This window comes from Streptomyces sp. NPDC088124 (assembly GCF_040685895.1).
Lineage (GTDB): Bacteria > Actinomycetota > Actinomycetes > Streptomycetales > Streptomycetaceae > Streptomyces.
This window is the reverse complement of the sequence record NZ_JBFBJB010000009.1, coordinates 40972-61095: the sequence shown is the minus strand read 5'-3', so window position 1 is coordinate 61095 and position 20124 is coordinate 40972. Positions and strand designations below refer to the sequence as shown.

The following is a 20124-nucleotide window of genomic DNA, read 5'->3' as shown; positions in this document are numbered from 1 at the left end:
ACCCGGCTGCCCCGGGACGGCCCGCTCCCGGGGCCGCCGGGTGTCAGTGGATGGGGCGCCCGTGGGCATCCGGCACACCGGACTTCCGGAAGAAGTACGTGTTGATGTGGTCGCGCCACTCGCGGGCGCCGCGCACCTGCTCCTCGTAGCGCTCCGCCGCCCTGGCATGGCGGGCCGGTTCCACAAGGTCCGCGAGTCCGGCCCACACCCGGCGCGCCTCCTCGGCCTCCGCCACACCGTCGAAGTGGGTGTCGTAGATGTGCTGGATCACCGTCGTGCCGCTGTGCAGCACATGTCCGTACGGCACGTGGTGGAAGAAGAGCAGCAGTGCGTCGGGGCAGGTGCCGGGCGACTCGTACACCTCCGCCCACGGCTTCGCGTACTGCCCCGCGAACCCGGTGCCGGTCGCCCGGCTGCGGTCGACACCGACGCCGTCCCGGTCGGCGAAGTGGTAGGTGCCCCAGGGGCTGTACTCGTAGCCGTCCACACTCGGCCCGTAGTGGTGCCCCGGCTGCACCATGAAGCCGACCCCGAGGGGCGCCGTGTACTTCTCGTACGTGCGCCACGAGCCGTCCAGGACCGCGTGCAGCCCCTCGCGCAGCCGCCCGGGGTCGGCGCTCTCCCCGGGGACGAAGGACAGCTCGATCCACTCGCGCAGGACCGCGCGCGGGTCGGCGTCGGGCCCCCAGGCCAGCCGGCCCACCGCGTACAGGTTGGCCTGAGCCAGCGGATGCCCGGTCCAGAACGGGTCGTCACCGGCGTTCGACACCGCCACCAGGCCGCCGCCGCACGCCAGTTCCCCGACGCTCGGGTGCGGCTCGCCCCCGGGGCGGAACCGCAGTACCTCGCTCCACATCGGCCCGAGCCAGCACACGTGCCGCTGCTGTCCCGTGTACTCCTGGGTGGCCTGCACCTCCACCGCGAGGCGGGTGTCCGGCATCGCGCCGATCACCGGGGAGACGGGCTCGCGCGCCTGGAAGTCCAGCGGCCCGTGCTTCACCTGGAGCACCGCGTTCGGCGCGAACTCGCCGTCCAGCGGCACGAAGTGGTCGTAGGCGGCGCGGGCCCGGTCCGTCGACCGGTCCCGCCAGTCCTGCCGGTGGTCGTAGACGAAGGCCCGCCAGTGCACCGTACCGCCGTACGGGGCGAGCGCCCCGGCCAGCAGATTGGCGCCGTCCGCGTGGCTGCGGCCGTAGGTGAACGGGCCGGGCTGTCCCTCGGAGTCGGCCTTCACCACGTACCCGCCGAAGTCGGGCACCGCCGCGTACACCCGGCGGGTCGTCTCCGCCCACCAGCCGGGCACCGACTCGTGCAGCGGATCGGCGGTCGGCAGGCCGCCGAGCAGGACGGGAGAGGCGAAGGAGACCGACAGATGTGTCCGGATCCCGTACGGGCGCAGGGCGTCCGCGATCGCGGCCACCTCACCGATCCGGTCGGTCAGCAGCCGCGCTTCGGCCCGGTGCACGTTCACGTTGTTCACGGCCACCGCATTGACGCCGCACGCGGCCAGCAGTCTGCCGTACCGGCGCACCCGCTCCAGTTCGGCCCGCGAGCCCCGGGCCAGGCCGTCCCGCCAGAACAGCGAGCCGCCCGCGTAGCCCCGCTCCACCTGGCCCATCACCGGATGTACGGCGACGTTGTCCCAGTGGTCCAGCATCCGCAGCGCCAGCGCCGGGCGGTGCACCTCGCGGGGGAGCTCGCCCTGGAAGACCGCCTCGCCGAGCCGCACCAGATGGAAGAGCCCGTACAGCAGCCCGGCCTGACCCCCGGCCGTCACCCGGGTCACGCCGCCGGCCCGTACCAGCGCGAACCCCTCCCCGCCGAGGGCGTCCGCGCCGTCGCCCCCGGCCACCTCCAGTACCACGTCGTACGGCATGTCCCGGGTCCGCGCGTCCCTGACGACCTGCCCCCCGAACCGGGCGCAGGCGTCCGCCACTTCACCATGCACCGTCTCCACCAGCGGCCCCGTTCCGGCGATCAGGGTGCGCCGGGAACCGATCGGGCGGAAGACCCCGGGCGGCAGCCACGCCGGGTCGACGCCGCCGGGCGGGGCGGGTGCGGGTTCAGGTACGGGGACGGGTGCGGGTTCGGGCGTGGATGCCGTCACTGAGCCTCCTGATCGGTGTGCGGGGACGGTAGCCGCGGGGCGGGAGCCCGTACAAGGTGCCGAGCCGCGGACGGCCGCACCGGGACCGGCCCACATGCCCCTCACTCAGGTGAGCCTCACACCAGGAACAGGGAGCGGAGATACGCCGACACGTCGGCCGGGGTACCGCCCTCCCGGAGGATCCTCCGCTGCCGGCCGGCCCAGGAGCCACGCGTACGCAGGTCCAGCAGCAGATCGCTGACGAGGGCGAGGTCCCCCGCGTCCGACAGGGCGGGAGTGACGTGCTTCACCAGCCGTTCCACCAGTGTCCAGGCCGGGAGCGGGCGCCCGGAGGCCACATCCAGGGCGTCGCCCTCCAGGCCGTACCGGGCGGCCTGCCAGTGGGCGGCGGTCAGTAACTGCTCCGAGACCAGGGGGACCTGGGCGTCCCGTTCCACCGCCTGCAGACAGGTGGCGACCAGCGCGCGGGCCAGTCCCACCAGCAGGATCTCGGTGTCGCTGGTGGGGCAGACATCCATGACCCGTATCTCGATGGTGGGCACGTCCTCGGAAGGACGGGCGAACCAGTACGCCATCTTCCGGTCGAGGATCACCCCCGAGGCGACCAGGCGGTCGAGGAGGGCGTCGTACTGACTCGCGTCGGCGACCAGCGGAGCCGGACCCGCCACCGGTGTGTAGGCCCACCACATTGACCGAAAGCTCGCGTATCCGGTCTCCTCTCCCAGCATGATGGGGGAGTTGGCCGCCAGCGCCTGGAGTGTGGGCAGCCACGGCCGGAGGTGGTTGTTCACCCGGACGGCGTGTTCCCGGTCGGGCATGCCGACGTGGACATGCAGGCCGCACGGGATGTGACCGAACACGTGGGCGCCGTACTTCCGGTGGATCGCGCGGTAGCGGGAGCTCCCGGTCGGCGGCATGTACGGCCCGGCCAGCAGCTCCGTCCCGCACGCCAGCACCGCGCAGCCCGCCGCCTCGGCGGCGGCCGCGGCGGTGGCGCGCAAGGAGCGCATGTCGTCGGCGAGCAGGAGGAGTTCGCGATGCGGCTCCGTCACCGCCTCGATCAGGGCCGAGGACACCTCCGGCTGGAGCCGGCGGGCGGGTCCGGCGGACGACGCGGCGGCGCTCACCGCCTCGAAGGCGGGAACGGCCGCCCCGCTGCCAGGATCGACCAGGAAGAACTCCTCCTCGGCACCGACAGTGAGCGGTTGCGCCATGAGGTTCCCCTCCCGGGCTTCGGAGATTCGAGTATGTGCGCGGCGGGGGCTCCGCCGCCATACCCCCTCATCCGTAACCGGCCACTCCAACTTCCTCGGTTTACACGGCAGTTGCCGGTGCCACGCGTGTCAGTCGGAGCGCAGGGTACGGCCGAACAGGTCGAGCAGGGCGGTCCAGTGGCGTTCCGTCGCCTCGGCGCTGTACATCGCCGTGTCGGCCTGGGTGAAGCCGTGGTGGGCGCCGGCGTAGACCTCGGAGCGGTGGTGGACACCGGCCGCGCCGAGAGCCTTGCCGAGGCGGTCGATCTGCTCGGCCGGGTTGGTCCGGTCCTGATCGGCGTGGCCGAAGTAGAGCTCGGCGGCGATCCGGTCGGCCAGCAGGTGGGGGCTGTCCGGGGCCTCGGTCGCGAGGTACGCCCCGTGGAAGCCGGCCGCGGCCGCCACGCGCTCCGGATGTCCCCCGGCGGTGCGCAGGGCCAGGCCGGCGCCCATGCAGTAGCCCGTGACCCCCGCCGCGCCGCCCGTGGTCAGGGGGTGGGCCGCCAGCCAGTCGAGATAGACACCGGCGTCCCGCACAGCGCCCTCGGGAGTGAGGGTCTGAGCGGCGGGGCGGATGCTCTCGAAGATCTCCGGGCGGTCGGCGGGGTTGATGAACTCGGGCAGCTCCACCACGGGAGCGCGGCCGTGGCGGTAGAAGACGTTGGGGACCAGGACGGTGTAACCGGCGGAGGCGAGACGGTCGGCCATGGACCTCAGGTGGGGGCGGAGCCCGAAGGCGTCCATGTAGAACAGGACGGCGGGGTGCGGGGCGCCGTCGTCCGGGTGTGTGAGATAGGCGTCGGCGGTTCCGTCCGGGGTGGTGATGTCGACGGAGGACCCGTGCGTGCCGGCCATGAGAAGTCCCTCTTTCGGTTCGGATGAACGGGCGAGCCGGGAGTGTGCCGCGGGGCGCCGGGCGGTTCTCTCTCGCGGATCGCCGGGCCGGGACGAACAGTTCGGTTCGCGGATGGGAGCAGTCTGCGACTGCCCGGCGGGCAAGTCAAACAAACTTGTTTGTATGTACGCTGCTCGCCATGCGAAGGACAGGCGCGGAAGCGAGGCAGCGGATCCTTGAGGCGGCCATGGACGAGTTCATCCGCCACGGCGTGGGCGGCGCCCGCGTCGACCGGATCGCGCGGAACGCCGGGGCGAGCAAGGAGCGGCTCTACGCGTACTTCGGCGACAAGCGGACGCTGTTCGACGAGGCCGTCCGCGGCGCCGTGGAGCGCAGTTCGATGGCCGTCGGGATCGATGACGGCGACCTCGTGGAGTACGCGGGCCGGCTTGCCGGGCACTTCTTCCGGCACCCGGACGACCTGCGGATGATGGCCTGGATGCGGCTGGAGGAGGAGTGTGAACGCGCCCTGAGGACGGGCGACGTCCGCGCGCACGCGGAGCGGAAGATCGAAGCGGTACGGCGGGCCCAGGCCGCCGGCACCGTCGACGGGGCGTGGGATCCCGGGGAGCTCCTCCAGATGGTCCTCGCGACCGCCACCTACTGGGCACGGGCCTCCGGGACCGACGGCCTGTCGGAGGAACACTGCGTCGCGGTCGTCCGGGACGCGGTACGACGCCTCGTCACGCCGCGCTGACCGGACCCTGGCCCTCGGAGCCCTCGGAGCCCTCGGAGCCCTCGGAGCCCTCGGAGCCCCCGGCGAGGCCGTCTCCGTGTGGCCGTGGCGGGCGTGTGTGTCAAGGCCCCGAGGTCGTCACGGCACGGGTAGTTTCGGGTCGGTCGAGCGTTGTCCGCCGCCGGAGCGAGGTGTGTCCGTGCCGTTGTTGTCCTTCACCCGTGTGCTGAAACGGCTGCTCGGCGGTGAGCGGTGGCAGCGTCTTCACGTACGGGCGGCCGGCTGGGCCGTGGTCGCGGTGGCCGTCGTCCTGCTGGCCGGTTCCTGGATCATCGTCCCGTTCGAGCGGTCGGCGCCGCACGCGACCATCACGTCCTTCCCCCTCGCGCTGTGGTGGTCCGTCGAGACCGCCTCCACCGTCGGGTACGGCGACCTGTATCCGGTCACCGCGCCGGGCCGGGTCATCGCCACGGTGGTGCTGCTCGCCGGGATCTCCGTGTTCAGCGTCGTCACGGCGGCCGTCGCCACCTGGTTCGTCGGTGACGCCGGGCGCGACCTGCGCGAACTGGCCGCCGTGTTCGAGCGCGCCGCACACGGCGGGCGGGCCGGGATCTCGCACGATGTGCGCGCCCTCCACGACCGGCTCGACCGCATCGAACACCTGCTGACCACGGCGGGTACGGGGCGGCCACCGGAGCCCCCCGGCCCCCGTCCGACCGGCGACGGCTGACAACGGCGGGCGACCGCGGCGGCGCCGGCCGGATGGCTCCGCCGGGGCCGGCCTGGTACCGGTGCCGTGTCAGCCGGGTACGAGTACGGCCCGCCCCCGCACCTGCCCGCGCCGCAGCCGCCCGAACGCCTCGGCCGCGGCGGAGAGCGGGAACCGCTCGGTCTCGACATGGAGGGCACCCGAGCGTGCCAGCGCCACGACCTCCGCCAGCTCGGCCCGGGTGCCCCAGAACGGCAGCGAGAGCCGGCACCCCGGCGGGAGGGCGCCCGGTTTGCGGACCGTCAGCCGGCCGCCGCCGCTGCCGACCACCGAGAGCTCCCCGCCCGGGCGCAGGACACCGGTGGCGAGCTCCAGGGAGGCGTTCGTGCCGGCGAAGTCCAGGACCGCGTCGGCTCCCACCCCGCCGGTCCGCGCCCTCAGCACCCGCGCGGTGTCCTCCTGCGCCAGTGTGGCGAAGTGGGCGCCCGACCGGTGCGCGAGGGCGAGGGCACTCTCGCGGATGTCGACCGCCAGCACCCGGCTCGGGGTGGTCGCGCGCAGGATCTGGACCGCCAGATGGCCGAGCCCGCCGACGCCGACGACCACGGCGGTGGTGCCCTCGCCGAGCGCCCCCCGTACCCCCACGACCGCGTGGTAGGAGGTCAGCCCCGCGTCGGAGAGCGGCGCCGCCTGCTCGGCCGGCAGGTCGCCGATCGGCACCAGGTACCGGGCGGAGGGGACGCGTACGTACTCGGCCATCCCGCCGTCCCGGCCGAGTCCGGCACCGTGCCAGTCCAGTTCGCCGCGCCGGTCGCAGTAGTTGTCGCGGCCCGCGGCGCAGCGGTCGCACTCCCCGCAGCCCCACGGGCCGTACACCACGACACGTTCACCGGTGGTCCGTCCGCCGGCGTCCGGGCCCAGGGCCGAGATCTCCCCGGCCACCTCGTGCCCGAGGGTGAACGGCAGCCGGTAGGGGAGCGCGCCCGCGGGGCCGTCCGCGATGTGCAGATCGGAGTGGCAGAGCCCGGTGGCCGCCACACGCACCACCACCTCGGCGCCCCGCGGAACGGGGCGCTCGACCGTCCCGTACGCCGGTTCCTCTCCCCAGGCCGTCATCCGTACGGCCCGCATGGTGGCCGCCGGGGGTCGTGTCAGTCCCATGCCGTGACCGTAACAGAGGTGAAGTCAGTTCAATACGGGTCGCGGCGTGTGCATCTTGCCCGTCCGGGGATCCGGCACGTATCGTTCATGAATTGAGTTCAATTTCAAAACGAGAGTGAACCCGGCGTATCCGAGCGCATTGGAGACCCCCATGAGCCCCCGTCCGCACCAAGGCGACCCGCGTCTCCTGGCCGAAACCGAGGAGCAGCGGGAACTCCGCACCGTCCTGCGGGACTTCTTCGCCGACACCCACGGCCCCGAGGCGCTCCGTGAGCACTCCGTCACCCCGCGCGGTCACGACGGGCGGCTCTGGACGCGGTTGGCCCGCGAGATCGGCGTGCAGGGGCTGGCCATCCCCGAGGAGTACGGCGGGGCCGGCTTCACCTTCGCCGAACTCGCCGTGGCGCTGGAGGAGTCCGGGCGCGTCCTGTCCTGCGCGCCGCTGCTGCCCACGGTGGTCCTCGCCGCGCACGCCCTGCTGTACAGCGGTGACCGGTCCGCGTGCGAGCGCCATCTGCCGCGGATCGCCGACGGCACGCTCACCGCCACCGTGGCCGGTTTCGGGGACGGCGCCGAGGACCGCGGGCCCGAGGTCGGCGCCGAGCGCGGCGGCTCGGGCTGGGTGTTGCGGGGCGCGGCCGACTTCGTACTCGACGGGGCGGGCGCCGAACTGCTGCTGGTGCGGGCCCGAACGGCCGACGGGCCCCGGCTCTTCGCCTGCGAGCCGGCTCCGGACACCTGTGTACGAACGGCGCGCCGCGTCCTGGACGGGACGCGCCGCCAGGCGCTGGTGGAGTTCCGCGGCGCGCCCGCGACACCGGTCGGCGTGTCGGGCGGGGTGGCGGCGGCCCTCGACGCCGGGCGGGCCGGGCTCGCCGCCGAGCAGGTCGGCGGCAGCGCCCACGCGCTGGAGGACACGGTGCGCTTCGTGCGGGAACGCAGCCAGTTCGGGCGGCCGATCGGCTCCTTCCAGGCGGTCAAGCACCGGCTCGCCGATGTGCTCGTCGCGCTGGAGGCGGGGCGCTCGGCGTCCGCGTACGCGACCGCCTGCGTGGCCGCCGCCTCTCCGAGGCTGCCGGAGGCCGCGAGCGCCGCCGCCGCGGTCTGCTCGGAGACCTTCCTGCTCGCGACGGCCGAGTATGTCCAGCTGCACGGCGGGATCGGCTTCACGTGGGAGCATCCGGCCCACCTCTATGTGCGCCGCGCGCGCAGCGCCGAGGTGCTGTTCGGTACCGCGGACCAGCACCGGGCCCGGCTCGCCGGGCTGATCGGCCTCCCGGCCGCGTGAGGGACCGCGCGGCACTGCCGAGCATCTCGAATTTGGTTCAGTGACGTGAGAGGTTTCCCCGATCTGACAGGTTCAACCGTCCCTTCCGTGAAGTGAACCGATGTCAAGGGCGGGGTTGACAGGGGGTCGCAGGCTCCCCAGAATCGTAGTGAATTCAGTTCAGTTTGGAGATGAGAGATGGCAGTGGAAGACGAGATCCAGTTCGAGCGTGACGGTCATGTCGCCCGTGTCTGGCTCAATCGCCCGTGGAAGAAGAACTGCGTCACCGTGCCGATCCTGGACCGGCTCGACGAGATCGTGACCGAGGTGGACGAGGACCCCGAACTGCGGGTCCTCGTGCTGCGCGGTCGCGGCGGCACCTTCTGCTCAGGCTTCGACCTCGACAGCCTGAAGGCCGAGTACGTCGGCAAGTCGAACGCCATCGACGTGGCGGTGAAGTCCGCCAAGGTGTGCGACCGCCTCTACTCGATGAAGACCCCCTCCGTCGCCGTCCTGGAGGGCCATGTCACCGCGGGCGGCTTCGAGCTCATGATCTCCTGCGACTTCGCCATCGCCGCGGACGACGCCAAGATCGGCGACTTCCACATCCGCCGGTCGCTGTTCGGCGGGGCCGGCCCGATCTACCGCGTGCCGCGCATGATCGGCATCCGCAAGACCAAGGAGCTGATGCTCACCGGCAAACTGCTCTCCGGCATCGAGTCCGCCGACTTCGGGCTGATCAACAAGTCCGCCCCGGCCGGCGAACTCGACGCGACGGTCGAGGAGTTCATCGGGGACCTCGTCGACAAGAGCCCGTTCATGATGTGGCTCACCAAGATGACCATCGACCGGAGCCTGGACGCCGACGTCCAGTCGCTGATGGTCATGGAGCACCTCGCCGTGGGAGTGGCGCTCAACTCCGAGGACGCGAAGGAAGGCGTCTCGGCGTTCCTGGAGAAGCGCGAGCCGAAGTGGCAGGGGCGCTGACCCCCATGACCACACCTCCGCGGAGCGGGCCCGCCGGACTGGCGGGCGCCCACTGTCCCCGCTGCTCGGTGTCGCTCTACCCCGCGGACGACACGTGCCCGCGCTGCGGAGGGCCGGCCGACCCGGCGGCCCTGTCCGGCGCGGGCACCCTGTGGACCTGGACGGTGCAGCGTTACGCGCCCAAGTCACCGCCGTACCAGCCCCCGCCCGGCGGCTTCGAGCCGTTCGCGCTCGGCTATGTCGAGCTGGCGGCAGGGGTACGGGTGGCCGCCGTGCTCGACGTCGACGACCTCGACGGGATCCGGATCGGGGCGCCGATGACGGTGACGGCCGGCGACGGGGTGCCGCGGGCCCGGCCCACGGTCCCCGGCGAGGAGGGAACATGAGCACCGACGTCCTCATCTGCGGTGCCGGGCGCACCCCCTTCGGCCGGTCCGAGCTGAGCGGCCGGCAACTGGCCGTCGCCGCGGTGAACGCCGCGCTGACGGACGCCGGGACCGCATGGCCCCGGGTGCGCGCCGCGTTCGGTGGCAGCGACAGCGCCGGTCTCGCCGACACACTCGTCGCCCAACTCGGCCTCACCGGCGTGCCGTTCGTGAACGTCAAGAACGGCTGCGCGACCGGTGGCAGCGCCCTGCTCTCCGCGGCGAACGCGATCCGCTCCGGCATGGCCGATGTCGCCCTCGCCGTCGGCTTCGACAAACACCCGCGCGGCGCCTTCGACCCACGCCCCGAGGACTGGGGCCTGGGCCAGGAGTACGGCACCGACGGACTGATGGTGACCACCCAGTTCTTCGGCATGAAGATCCAGCGCTACATGTACGACCACGGAATCACCCCGCGGAGCCTCGCCCTGGTCGCGGAGAAGGCGTACCACAACGGCGCCCGGACGCCCGGGGCCTGGCGGCGCGAACCGGTCCCGGCCGCCGAGATCCTGGACTCCGCGATGGTCAGCGACCCGCTGACGCGCTTCATGTTCTGCTCCCCGGGGGCCGGCGCGGCGGCGCTCGTCCTCTGCTCGCCCGAGGCCGCCCGCACCATGAACGGCCCCCCGGTCACCCTGCGTTCGGTCGCCGTACGCACCCGGCGCTTCGGCTCCTTCGAGGTGTTCAGCCCGTCGGTCCCGGCGGGCGAGCCGACCAGCGTCAGCCGGGACGCCTCGGCCGCCGCGTTCGAGGAGGCGGGGATCGGCCCGGCCGACGTGGACGTCTGCCAGCTCCAGGACACCGAGAGCGGCGCCGAGATCATGCACATGGCCGAGTGCGGCTTCTGCGCGGACGGCGAACAGGAGAAGCTGATCGCCTCCGGCGCCACCGGAATCGGCGGCCCGCTGCCGGTCAACACCGACGGCGGCTGCATCGCCAACGGGGAGCCCATCGGCGCCTCCGGGCTGCGCCAGGTCTACGAGATCGTCCAGCAGCTGCGCGGCCGGGCCGGCGCGCGGCAGGTGCCCGGCGGACCCAGGACCGGCTTCACCCATGTGTACGGCGCGCCCGGCGTCAGCGCCTGCACGGTGCTGTCCCGCTGATATCAGGTGGAGGAGGAAGAGATGAGTGAGGACCCGTCCCCGGCGGAGTTCCGCGCCCGGGCCAGGAGCTGGCTCGCCACGGTCGCCCGGCCGGTCGCCGCGGACGGCGGATGGGGCAGCGGCTCCGACTCCGTCGCCGTGTTCGAGAACTGGACCGAGCGGCAGGAACACGAACACACCGCCCGTGCCCAGGAGTGGGAGCGGCTCCGGTACGACCAGGGCTGGGGCGCGCTCAACTGGCCGAGGGAGTACGGGGGCCAGGGCCTGCCCGGCTACTACGAGCAGCTCTACCGCGCCGAGGAGGCCGCCTTCGAGGTGCCCCGGCGCGCCGAGGTCTTCCCGGTGACCCAGCAGCTCGTCGCCCCCGCGGTCGGCGTCTGGGGCACCGAGGAGCAGAAGCGGCGCTGGCTGCGGCCACTGCTCCGGACGGACGAGCTGGCCTGCCAGCTCTTCTCGGAGACGGAGGCCGGCTCCGACCTCGCCGCGGTGCGGACGAGGGCGGTGCGCGACGGCGAGAACTGGGTGCTCAACGGGCACAAGGTGTGGACCTCCGGCGCCCGGGTCGCCACGTGGGGCGTCGCCGTGTGCCGCACCGACCCCGAGGTGCGCAAGCACGCCGGGATCACCGTGTTCCTCGTCCGTATGGACGCCCCCGGCGTGATCGTACGGCCGATCCGGCAGATGACCGGCGGCGCCAGCTTCAACGAGGTCTATCTTGACGACGTGGTCGTGCCCGACACCGACCGGCTCGGACCCGTCGGCGAGGGCTGGCGGGTCACGCTCACCGTGCTGGCCGCCGAACGGCTCGACTCCGGGAGCCTCGGCCTGGACAACGCCGACCGGGCGCTGCGGCTCGCCGCCCATCCGCCCCGCCCGCTCACCGACGGCGAACGCGTCCGGGCCGCGGACCTCCACATCCGCGCCCTGGTGCAGCGGCTCATCGGACAGCGGGTGACCGCCGCCCTCGTCGCCGGGCGCGAGCCCGGCGCGGAGGCCTCCGTCGGCAAGCTGTACGCGACCGGCACCATGCGGCACACCAGCGACCTGGTGTCGGAGCTGCTCGGCCCCCGCCTCGTCGCCGACACGGGGGAGTGGGGCACGTACGCCTGGACGGAGCACCTGCTCGGCGCGCCCGGTTACCGCATCGCGGGCGGCACGGACGAGATCCAGCGCACCATCCTCGCCGAGCGTGTCCTCGGCCTGCCCAAGGAGCCCTCCCGATGACCACGGCCCCGCCGTCCCCGACGCTGGCCGCCCGGGTCCGCGACCGGCTCGCCGCCCGCCATCCCGGTGTGACCGTAGGGGAGTTGAAGGTACTGCCGGGCGGCCACTCCGGGCTGACGTACTCGGTCGGCGCCGGGGACACGGCGTACGTCGTCAAAGCGGTGCCGCCCGGCCGGGAGCCGGTCGGACGCAACGACGTGCTGCGTCAGGCCCGGGTCCTGCGCGCCCTCGCCGGCGGCCCGGTGCCGGTGCCCGGCGTCGCCGCCGTCGACGCGGCGGCCCCCGGCTGGTTCGCGATGGACTTCGCCGCCGGGGAGGCCGTCGAACCCGTACTCGACACACCGGAGGTGCCCGCCGGGACGGCACGCGCACGGATGCTGGAGATCGCCTCGGTGCTGCGGCGGCTGCACGGCACCGATCTCCGGACGCCGGGACTCGACGCGCCGCCACCGCTCGACCCGGCCGGCGAACTGGCCAGGTGGAGCCGCACCATGCAGGCCGTACCCACCCAACTGAGGCCAGGAGCAGAGCAGTTGCTCGCCCTCCTCGCCGACCGGGTGCCTCCTGGCCTGTCGCCGGTGCTGCTGCACGGCGACTTCAGGCTCGGCAACGTGCTGTGCGCCGGGGAACGCGCGGTGGCCGTGGTCGACTGGGAGATCTGGAGCGCCGGAGACCCGCGCACCGACCTCGGCTGGTTCCTGCTCTTCGCCGACCACCGCAACTTCCCCGCGCTGGGACGCGCCGTCCCGGGTCTGCCCACCGAGGACGAACTGCTGTCGGCGTACCTCGACGGCCGGCCGGCGCCGCCCGCGATGGCCTGGTTCCGGGCGCTGGGCCGCATGAAGATGGCCGCGATCATGGGCCACAACCTGCGCAGGCACCGCGAGGGCCGGCACCACGACCCGGACCAGGAACGGCTGCCGCCCACCATCGCCGCGATGATCCGCACCGCCCGCGACCTTCTCGGCTGATCCGCACCGACCACACCCGTCACACACCGCACAGAGGACGTACGCCGGGCCGGCCGCCGGCGAGGAGGAGCAATCGTGGACTTCGGACTCTCGCCACGCGCGAGCGAACTCCAGGACCGTATGCGGTCCTTCATGGAACAGCACGTCTATCCCGCGGAGGGTGCCTACGACCGGCAGCTCGCCGCGGCGGCCGATCCCCACGCGCTGCCGCCGGTGATGACCGAGCTGAAGGAGAAGGCACGGGCCGAGGGCCTCTGGAACCTCTTCCTCGCGCACGGCGACTGGGGCGCGGGACTCACCAACCTCGACTACGCGCCCCTCGCCGAGCTGGCCGGCCGCTCCCTCATCGGCCCCGAGGTCTTCAACTGCTCGGCGCCCGACACCGGGAACATGGAGCTGCTCGCGCTGTACGGCACCCCCGAGCAGCAGGACCGCTGGCTGCGGCCGCTGCTGACCGCCGAGATCCGGTCCTGCTTCGCGATGACCGAACCCGAGGTCGCCAGCTCCGACGCCCGTAACATCCGTACCCGCATCACCCGCGACGGTGACAGCTACGTCGTCAACGGCCGCAAGTGGTACACCTCCGGGATCATGGACCCGGACTGCCGGCTGATCATCCTGATGGGCAGGACCGACCCGGACGCGCCCGCCTACCGCCAGCAGTCCATGGTGCTGATCCCGCGAGACACCCCGGGCGTCACGGTCCTGCGCGACCTGCCCATGTTCGGCTACACCGACCGCCTCGGCCACGGCGACGTGCTCTTCGAGGACGTCCGCGTCCCCGCGGCGAACATCCTCGGCGGCGAGGGCGAGGGATTCGCACTCGCCCAGGGACGACTGGGACCGGGCCGCATGCACTACGCGATGCGCGCCGTCGGCTTCGCCGAACGCGCCCTCCAGCTGATGTGCGAACGCGCCACCGAGCGGATCGCCTTCGGCGGCCCGCTCGCCGACCAGGGCGTGGTCCGCGAGTGGATCGCCCGCAGCCGCATCGAGATCGAGCAACTGCGCCTCCTCGTCCTGAAGTCGGCCTGGCTGATGGACACCGCGGGCAACGCCGCCGCCCGAACCGAGGTCGCCGCCATCAAGGTGGCCGCGCTGGAGGTCGCCCACAAGGTGGTCGACCGCGCGGTCCAGACGCACGGCGCGGCGGGCGTCAGCGACGACACCGTACTGGCCCGGCTGTACGCCATCACCCGGGCGCTGCGCATCGCCGACGGCCCCGACGAAGTGCACCTGCGGACGATCGCCCGCCGGGAACTCGCCCGCCACCGGGCCACCGGCACCACGGCGGGTGCGGCATGAGCACACCGACGCTCGACGGCCGGGTCGCCGTCATCACCGGCGGCTCCCGCGGCATCGGCCTCGGCATCGCCGCCGCCTACCGGGCGGCCGGCGCCCATGTGGTGATCGCGGCGCGCAAGGCGCCCGGACTCGCCGAGGCCCGCGCGCACCTGCTGGGGGTCGAGGGCGACGGGGACATCCACACCGTCGTCGCCAACGCGGGCGAACCCGACCAGGCCGAGGCCTGTGTCGACGCCACCATGAGCCGCTTCGGCCGCGTCGACATCCTCGTCAACAACGCGGCGACCAACCCGTACCACGGCGACCTGCTCGACCTGGACCTGCCCCGGGCCGAGAAGACCGTACGGGTCAACCAGTACGGGATGGTCGCCTGGACCCGCTGCGCCTGGCGGGCGTCGATGGCCGAACACGGCGGAGCGGTGATCAACATCGCCTCTGTCGGCGGGCTCGTCGTCGACCCGCACATCGGCTACTACAACGCCACCAAGGCCGCCATGCTGCACATGACCCGGCAGCTCGCCTACGAACTCGGCCCACGCGCCCGGGTGAACGCCATCGCGCCCGGACTGATCAAGACGGAGCTGGCGCGCGCGGTGTGGGAGGCCCGCGAGGACATCCTCACCGCCGCGCTGCCGATGCGCCGCCTCGGCACGGTCGAGGACGTGGCGAACGCGGCGCTGTTCCTGGCCTCCGACGCCTCCTCCTGGATGACCGGCCAGACCCTGGTGCTCGACGGCGGCGCCACCGCCCTGCCGATCGGGGTGGCCGGATGAGCGCGCCGCGTCCCGCCGCCGAACTGTTCTCGCTGGAGGGCAGGACGGCGATCGTCACCGGCGCCTCCGCCGGGCTCGGCGGGCGCTTCGCCACCGTCCTCGCCCAGGCGGGCGCCACCGTGTTCGCCGCCGCCCGCCGCACCGGCCCGCTCCGGGAACTCGCCGCCTCGCACCCCCGGATCCACGCCGTCACCTGCGACGTCTCGGTGGCGGCCGACCGTGTCCGGCTGGTGGAGACCGCGCTGGCCGACGGCGGCCGGATCGACGTCCTCGTCAACAACGCGGCCATGGCCGGCGCGACCCGCGCCGAGGACGAGTCCCCGGACGCCTTCACCGACGTCCTCGGCGTGAATCTCACCGCGCCCTTCCACCTCGCCCGGCTCACCGCCGAGGCACCCGCCGGGGGGCGCATGGCCGGACCGAGCATCGTCAACGTCTCCTCCATCCTCGGCCTGGTCTCCGCCGCCCCGCTCGGCGGCGCGAGCTACGCGGCCTCCAAGGCCGGACTGATCGGGCTCACCCGCGAACTGGCCGGACAGTGGGGCGCCACCGGAACCCGCGTCAACGCGCTGGCCCCCGGCTGGTTCCGCACCGAGATGACCGCGGACCTCTTCGGCGACGAGCGCTCCGCCCGCTGGGTCGGACGCAACACCCTGCTGGGCCGCGGCGGCCACGCCCACGAACTCGACGGCGCACTGCTCTTCCTCGCCTCGGACGCGTCCTCGTACTGCACCGGACAGATCCTGACCGTCGACGGCGGATGGACGGCGCGATGAGGGTCTCCACCGACATCCAGGGCAACGGCCTCGCCCGGCTGACCCTGCGGCGCGGCGAGGCGGGCAACGCCATCGACCTGGCGATGGCGCGCGGACTGCTGGACGCCGCGCGGGCGTGCGCGCGGGCGGACGTACGGGCCGTCCTGCTCACCGGAGAGGGCCGGTCCTTCTGCGTCGGCGGCGATCTGCGGGAGTTCTCCGCGCTCCCGGCCGAGGAGCTGGAGAGCCACCTGACGGCGGTGACCGGCGCGCTCCACGGCGCGCTGCGCGTCCTCGCCGCGATCGACGCGCCGCTGGTCGTCGCCGTACAGGGCCCGGTCGCCGGGGCGGGGCTCGGGCTGGCGGCCGCCGCCGACCTCACCCTCGCCGCCGATGACGCCACGTTCACCGCCGCCTACACCGGCATCGGCTACTCGCCGGACGCCGGGGTGAGCTGGTCGCTGCCCCGCCTCGTCGGGCCGAAGCGGGCCCTGGACCTGCTGCTGACCAACCGCCGGGTACCGGCGGCCGAAGCCGAGGCGATCGGACTGGTGACCCGGGTGGTCGACGCGGACCGGTTGACCGCCGAGGCCGAGCGGACGGCCGAGGCCCTGCGCCGCGGACCCACCGCCGCCTTCGGCGCCACCCGTCGCCTCGTCGCCGCCGGTCCGCTGACGGAGCTGGGCCCGCACCTGGACAGCGAGGCACGGGCCATCGCCGCGGCGGCCGCCTCCGCGACGGGCCGCGAGGGCGTCGCAGCCTTCCTCGGCAAGCGCGCACCGGACTTCGCGGGCACCTCGTACGAGCCCTGATCCCCCTCCCCGCCACGGGCCCGCGCCGGTACCGCCGGCCGGGCCGTCCCCGTACCGAAACCATGGAGAGCACAGTGTCGGAAGCATTCATCGTCGCGGCCGTCCGCACCCCCGTCGGCCGCCGCAAGGGCGCGCTGAGCGGCGTCCACCCGGCCGACCTCGGCGCCCATGTGCTGCGCGCCCTGCTGGCCCGCGGCGGCGTCGACCCGGGTGAGGTCGACGACGTGTTCTTCGGCTGCGTCAGCCAGATCGGCGCGCAGACCGGCAACCTCGCCCGCACCGCCTGGCTCTCCGCGGGCCTGCCCCAGCATGTGCCCGGCACCACCATCGACCGCCAGTGCGGCTCCTCCCAGCAGGCCGTGCACTTCGCCGCCCAGGCGGTCGGCTCGGGCGCCGCCGACCTGGTGGTCGCCGGCGGGGTCGAGGTGATGAGCCTGGTGCCCATCGCCAGCCCCCTGTACGTCGGCGAACAGGCGGGCCTGGGAACCCCGTTCGGGGGTGACGGCTGGCGCGAGCACTTCGGGGACCAGGAGGTCTCGCAGTTCCGCGGCGCCGAACTGATCGCCGAGAAGTGGGCCGTCTCCCGTACGGACATGGAGCGGTTCGCGCTCACCAGCCATCAGCGGGCGCTCGCCGCCCAGGCGGAGGGCGTCTTCGACGACGAGATCGTCCCGTCCTTCGGGCTCACCCGGGACGAGGGGCCGCGCGCCGACACCACACCGGAGAAGATGGCGGGCCTGAAGACCCTCACCGAGGGGGGCAGGCTGACCGCCGCCGTCTCCAGCCAGATCTCCGACGGTGCCGCCGCGCTGCTGATCGCCTCGGAGGAGGCGGTACGCCGCCACGGCCTGACCCCGGTGGCCCGCGTGCACGCGATGACCGTGGTCGGCTCGGACCCGATCCACATGCTGACCGGCCCGATCCCCGCCACCGAGAAGGTCCTGGACCGCGCGGGGCTCTCCCTCGACCGGATCGACCTGGTCGAGATCAACGAGGCGTTCGCCTCCGTGGTCCTCGCCTGGCAGAAGGAGACGGGCGCGGCCCCGGAGAAGGTCAACGCCTTCGGCGGCGCGATCGCGCTCGGCCATCCGCTCGGCGCCACGGGCGCGCGGCTGATGACCACACTCGTCCACCAGCTGCGCAGGACCGGCGGCCGGTACGGTCTGCAGACGATGTGCGAGGGCGGCGGCATGGCCAATGCCACCGTCCTCGAACGCCTGTGAACCGGCTGATTGGCAACTGAGTTCAATTTGGGGCTACTCTCGGGTACTGACACGGTGGGTGACGGTCTGGAGAGGGAGACGATGGCCAGGATGGTTGAACCGGAGGCGGGACCGCGATCCAAGCGCGCGGCCATTCTCACGGCCGCCGTCGACTGCTTCGGCGAGTCCGGCTTCGAGGCCACGAAGTGGTCGACCGTCGCCGAGCGCGTGGGCATCGGACAGACCGCTCTCTACCACTACTTCGAGTCCAAGACCCACTGCCTGCTCACCATCATGCGGCTCGAACTCCAGCGCTCCCACGACCGGTTCACCGAGGCCACCGAGGACATCACGGACCCGGTCGAGGCGCTGCGGGCGGCAGTCCGCGCGGCGTACGACGTCTCCGCGCACGAGGTGCTGCAGATGCGGATCCTGCAGAGCCACATGGACCTGCTCTCCGGCGCGCGCGGGTCCAAGCGCGAGGAGGCGGAGCGGGTCGCGGCCCGCCAACTGGTCCAGGTCGTCGAGCGGGACTGGACGAATCTGCTGGTACGGGGCATGTCCCAGGGCGTCTTCCCGCTGCGGGACGCGCAGTTGCTGGGCGCGGGGGTACTCGGCCTGATCGTCAGCGTCTGGCGGTGGTACCGGCCGTCGGGGCCGACGCCGCTCTCGGAGATCAGTGAGCTGATCGAGGGCTCCTGCGTGCGCATGGTCGCCACCTGAGCGCCACCGGAGAGGGTGGCATGAGAGCGGACAGTAGTTCTGTCGTCACTTGACGGCCCCGCTGGTGACCCCAGGGGCGACGTAGCGCTGGGCGACGCCGAGCAGCACTGCCGCCGGGACGGATGCCAGAACGGCGGTGGCCATGGTGGCGTTCCACTGGTTCGTGTGAGCGCCGATGTACTCGTAGATACCCAGAGTGATCGGCCGCGTGGTCTGTGTCGTGGTCAGTGTGAGCGCGAAGAGAAAGTCGCTCCAGGCGAGGAGGAAAGTGAAGAGGGCGGCGGTGATCAGGGAGTTCACGCTCACGGGGAGTACGACGGAGCAGAAGGTGCGCAGCCTCCCGGCGCCGTCCGCCCGCGCTGCTTCGATGATCTCCTCGGGTATGCCCTGCATGAACGAGCGCAGAACGATGATCGCGAAGGGGACGCCTGTGGTGGAGTCGGCGAGGACCAGTCCGAGGGTGGAGTTCAGGAGTCCCAGGTCGTTGTAGGCGCTGTAGAGCGCGTTGGCCACGACGATGCTCGGCACCATCTGTGTGACCAGGATGCCGAAGAGTACGAGGTCGGCTCCTCGGAGGCGGAACCGGGCGAGCGCGTAGGCCGCCGGCGCGGCAAGCGTGAGGCTGAGGAGGACGCTGCCGAGAGCCACGACGAGACTGGTGACGAGGTTGCGCGCCTGATCGCGTATCGCCGTGGTGTAACCGCTGAAGTCAGGGTGGAAGGGGAACCAGCTTCCCTGCAGCGCGCTGCCCGTGGGCTGGAGGGAGGCATTCACTGTCCAGTAGACGGGGAACAGCATCAGCCCGAGCAGGACGATCCCGGTGATGGTGGACGGCCAGCCCCGCCTCGGCGCGCGTATCACAGGCTTCCTCAGGCGTTCCGGGCGCGCCGGCCGGCGCGCAGGTAGACGATGGCGAAGACGAGCGAGATGACGATGAGTACGTTGCCCATGGCGGCTCCGGGGCCGAACTCGAACTGCTGGAAGGACAGTTCGTAGGAGCGGGTGGCGATGGTCTCCGTGGCGTCGGCGGGTCCTCCACCCGTCACCACGAGGATGATGTCCAGCACCTTGAGCGTGTAGACAGCGCCCAGCACCAGTACGACACCGACCGTGGGCCGCAGCAGCGGCCAGGTGATATGGCGGAACGACGTCACCGGACCGGCGCCGTCCAGCTTCGCCGCCTCGTACAGATGAGCCGGGATGTTCTGCAGGCCGCCGTACAGGATGGTGGTGTTGAAGGGGATGCCCACCCAGATGTTGATGAGGATCACCGACACGAGTGCCTGGGGGGTACCGGTGAGCCAGGGGACGCCGGACGACAGGAGGTGGAGGCCGCGCAGTGTGTCGTTGACGACTCCGGTGTCGGTGTCGAGCATCCACCTCCATGCCGTCCCGGAAACGACCAGTGGCAGTAGCCACGGCAGCAGCAACAGCGACCGGAGTACGCCGCCCAGTGGGAAGCTGCGCCGGAAGAACAGTGCGAAGGCCAGGCCGAGCACGAACTGCCCGAACAGCGAACCGGCGGTGAACAGGACCGTGGTGAGCAGGGCTTTGGAGAACAGGCCCGACGACAGGATGGTGGAGTAGTTCCGTAGCCCGACGAACGGTGCGGCACCGGTGAAGAACGTCGTTGCCGTGTACTGCTGGAAGCTCATCAGGATGTTCTTGACGACGGGGTAGCCGAAGAACAGCAGCAGGTATGCCACGGCGGGCACGAGAAACATCCACTGGGCGAGCCGTTCCCCGAGGCGATCCCGGGCCATGAACCGGTCCTTG

General features: G+C 72.5%; 20 protein-coding genes. 14 read left to right on the top strand and 6 right to left on the bottom strand.

What is annotated here, in order from left to right; genetic code table 11:
- Positions 1 to 43 precede the first annotated feature (43 nt).
- The 3 genes from AB0P17_RS09735 to AB0P17_RS09725 form a co-directional block, all read right to left on the bottom strand.
- Positions 44 to 2023, bottom strand: coding sequence for an alpha-glucuronidase (locus AB0P17_RS09735; protein WP_365809437.1), 1980 nt, complete (start codon positions 2021 to 2023; stop codon positions 44 to 46).
- A gap of 200 nt (positions 2024 to 2223) precedes the next feature.
- On the bottom strand, positions 2224 to 3321 hold the full coding sequence (locus AB0P17_RS09730) for a glutamate--cysteine ligase (protein ID WP_365809242.1): 1098 nt from the start codon (positions 3319 to 3321) through the stop codon (positions 2224 to 2226).
- Between the two features lie 129 nt (positions 3322 to 3450).
- Entirely contained in the window at positions 3451 to 4215 is a 765-nt protein-coding gene (locus AB0P17_RS09725; RefSeq protein ID WP_365809240.1) for a dienelactone hydrolase family protein, read from the bottom strand.
- Positions 4216 to 4394: 179 nt separating this feature from the next.
- On the opposite strand from AB0P17_RS09725, the gene AB0P17_RS09720 reads away from it, so the two are divergent.
- Entirely contained in the window at positions 4395 to 4952 is a 558-nt protein-coding gene (locus AB0P17_RS09720; RefSeq protein ID WP_365809238.1) for a TetR family transcriptional regulator, read from the top strand.
- A 178-nt stretch (positions 4953 to 5130) separates the two neighbouring features.
- Positions 5131 to 5661, top strand: coding sequence for a potassium channel family protein (locus tag AB0P17_RS09715; protein ID WP_365809236.1), 531 nt, complete (start codon positions 5131 to 5133; stop codon positions 5659 to 5661).
- A 69-nt stretch (positions 5662 to 5730) separates the two neighbouring features.
- Here the strand turns inward: AB0P17_RS09715 and AB0P17_RS09710 are convergent, their stop codons facing one another.
- Positions 5731 to 6801 (bottom strand): NAD(P)-dependent alcohol dehydrogenase, encoded by a 1071-nt coding sequence (locus AB0P17_RS09710; RefSeq protein ID WP_365809234.1) that lies wholly within the window; start codon positions 6799 to 6801, stop codon positions 5731 to 5733.
- Between the two features lie 151 nt (positions 6802 to 6952).
- On the opposite strand from AB0P17_RS09710, the gene AB0P17_RS09705 reads away from it, so the two are divergent.
- The 12 genes from AB0P17_RS09705 to AB0P17_RS09650 all read left to right on the top strand — a co-directional run bounded on the left by AB0P17_RS09705 (position 6953) and on the right by AB0P17_RS09650 (position 18348).
- A complete protein-coding gene (locus AB0P17_RS09705) occupies positions 6953 to 8089 on the top strand; it encodes an acyl-CoA dehydrogenase family protein (RefSeq protein ID WP_365809232.1) in 1137 nt (378 codons plus the stop codon).
- 177 nt (positions 8090 to 8266) lie between these two features.
- The gene (locus AB0P17_RS09700; protein WP_365809231.1) at positions 8267 to 9055 is read left to right on the top strand and encodes an enoyl-CoA hydratase/isomerase family protein; all 789 of its coding nucleotides are present in this window, start codon (positions 8267 to 8269) and stop codon (positions 9053 to 9055) included.
- 5 nt (positions 9056 to 9060) lie between these two features.
- Positions 9061 to 9441 (top strand): OB-fold domain-containing protein, encoded by a 381-nt coding sequence (locus tag AB0P17_RS09695; RefSeq protein ID WP_365809229.1) that lies wholly within the window; start codon positions 9061 to 9063, stop codon positions 9439 to 9441.
- A complete protein-coding gene (locus tag AB0P17_RS09690; RefSeq protein ID WP_365809227.1) occupies positions 9438 to 10583 on the top strand; it encodes a thiolase family protein in 1146 nt (381 codons plus the stop codon). Before AB0P17_RS09695 ends, AB0P17_RS09690 begins: the two co-directional genes overlap by 4 nt.
- Before the next feature lie 21 nt (positions 10584 to 10604).
- Positions 10605 to 11807 (top strand): acyl-CoA dehydrogenase family protein, encoded by a 1203-nt coding sequence (locus tag AB0P17_RS09685; RefSeq protein WP_365809226.1) that lies wholly within the window; start codon positions 10605 to 10607, stop codon positions 11805 to 11807.
- A complete protein-coding gene (locus AB0P17_RS09680; RefSeq protein WP_365809225.1) occupies positions 11804 to 12778 on the top strand; it encodes a phosphotransferase family protein in 975 nt (324 codons plus the stop codon). The genes AB0P17_RS09685 and AB0P17_RS09680 overlap by 4 nt, the downstream gene beginning before the upstream one ends.
- A gap of 75 nt (positions 12779 to 12853) precedes the next feature.
- Positions 12854 to 14083, top strand: coding sequence for an acyl-CoA dehydrogenase family protein (locus AB0P17_RS09675; RefSeq protein ID WP_365809224.1), 1230 nt, complete (start codon positions 12854 to 12856; stop codon positions 14081 to 14083).
- Positions 14080 to 14856 (top strand): SDR family oxidoreductase, encoded by a 777-nt coding sequence (locus tag AB0P17_RS09670; RefSeq protein WP_365809222.1) that lies wholly within the window; start codon positions 14080 to 14082, stop codon positions 14854 to 14856. The genes AB0P17_RS09675 and AB0P17_RS09670 overlap by 4 nt, the downstream gene beginning before the upstream one ends.
- Positions 14853 to 15632 carry an SDR family oxidoreductase gene (locus AB0P17_RS09665; RefSeq protein ID WP_365809221.1) on the top strand — a complete coding sequence of 260 codons (780 nt, stop codon included), beginning with the start codon at positions 14853 to 14855 and terminating at the stop codon, positions 15630 to 15632. Before AB0P17_RS09670 ends, AB0P17_RS09665 begins: the two co-directional genes overlap by 4 nt.
- Entirely contained in the window at positions 15629 to 16423 is a 795-nt protein-coding gene (locus AB0P17_RS09660; RefSeq protein WP_365809220.1) for an enoyl-CoA hydratase-related protein, read from the top strand. The genes AB0P17_RS09665 and AB0P17_RS09660 overlap by 4 nt, the downstream gene beginning before the upstream one ends.
- Before the next feature lie 74 nt (positions 16424 to 16497).
- Positions 16498 to 17646: an acetyl-CoA C-acetyltransferase gene (locus AB0P17_RS09655; RefSeq protein WP_365809218.1), complete on the top strand. Its 1149-nt coding sequence runs from the start codon at positions 16498 to 16500 to the stop codon at positions 17644 to 17646.
- 90 nt (positions 17647 to 17736) lie between these two features.
- Positions 17737 to 18348, top strand: a complete 612-nt coding sequence (locus AB0P17_RS09650; protein WP_365809217.1) for a TetR/AcrR family transcriptional regulator — start codon at positions 17737 to 17739, stop codon at positions 18346 to 18348.
- A 45-nt stretch (positions 18349 to 18393) separates the two neighbouring features.
- On the opposite strand, the gene AB0P17_RS09645 is transcribed toward AB0P17_RS09650, so the two are convergent.
- Both AB0P17_RS09645 and AB0P17_RS09640 read right to left on the bottom strand, forming a co-directional pair.
- Positions 18394 to 19209 (bottom strand): carbohydrate ABC transporter permease, encoded by an 816-nt coding sequence (locus AB0P17_RS09645; protein ID WP_365809215.1) that lies wholly within the window; start codon positions 19207 to 19209, stop codon positions 18394 to 18396.
- Between the two features lie 8 nt (positions 19210 to 19217).
- Positions 19218 to 20111 carry a sugar ABC transporter permease gene (locus AB0P17_RS09640; protein ID WP_365809213.1) on the bottom strand — a complete coding sequence of 298 codons (894 nt, stop codon included), beginning with the start codon at positions 20109 to 20111 and terminating at the stop codon, positions 19218 to 19220.
- Positions 20112 to 20124: the final 13 nt, after the last annotated feature.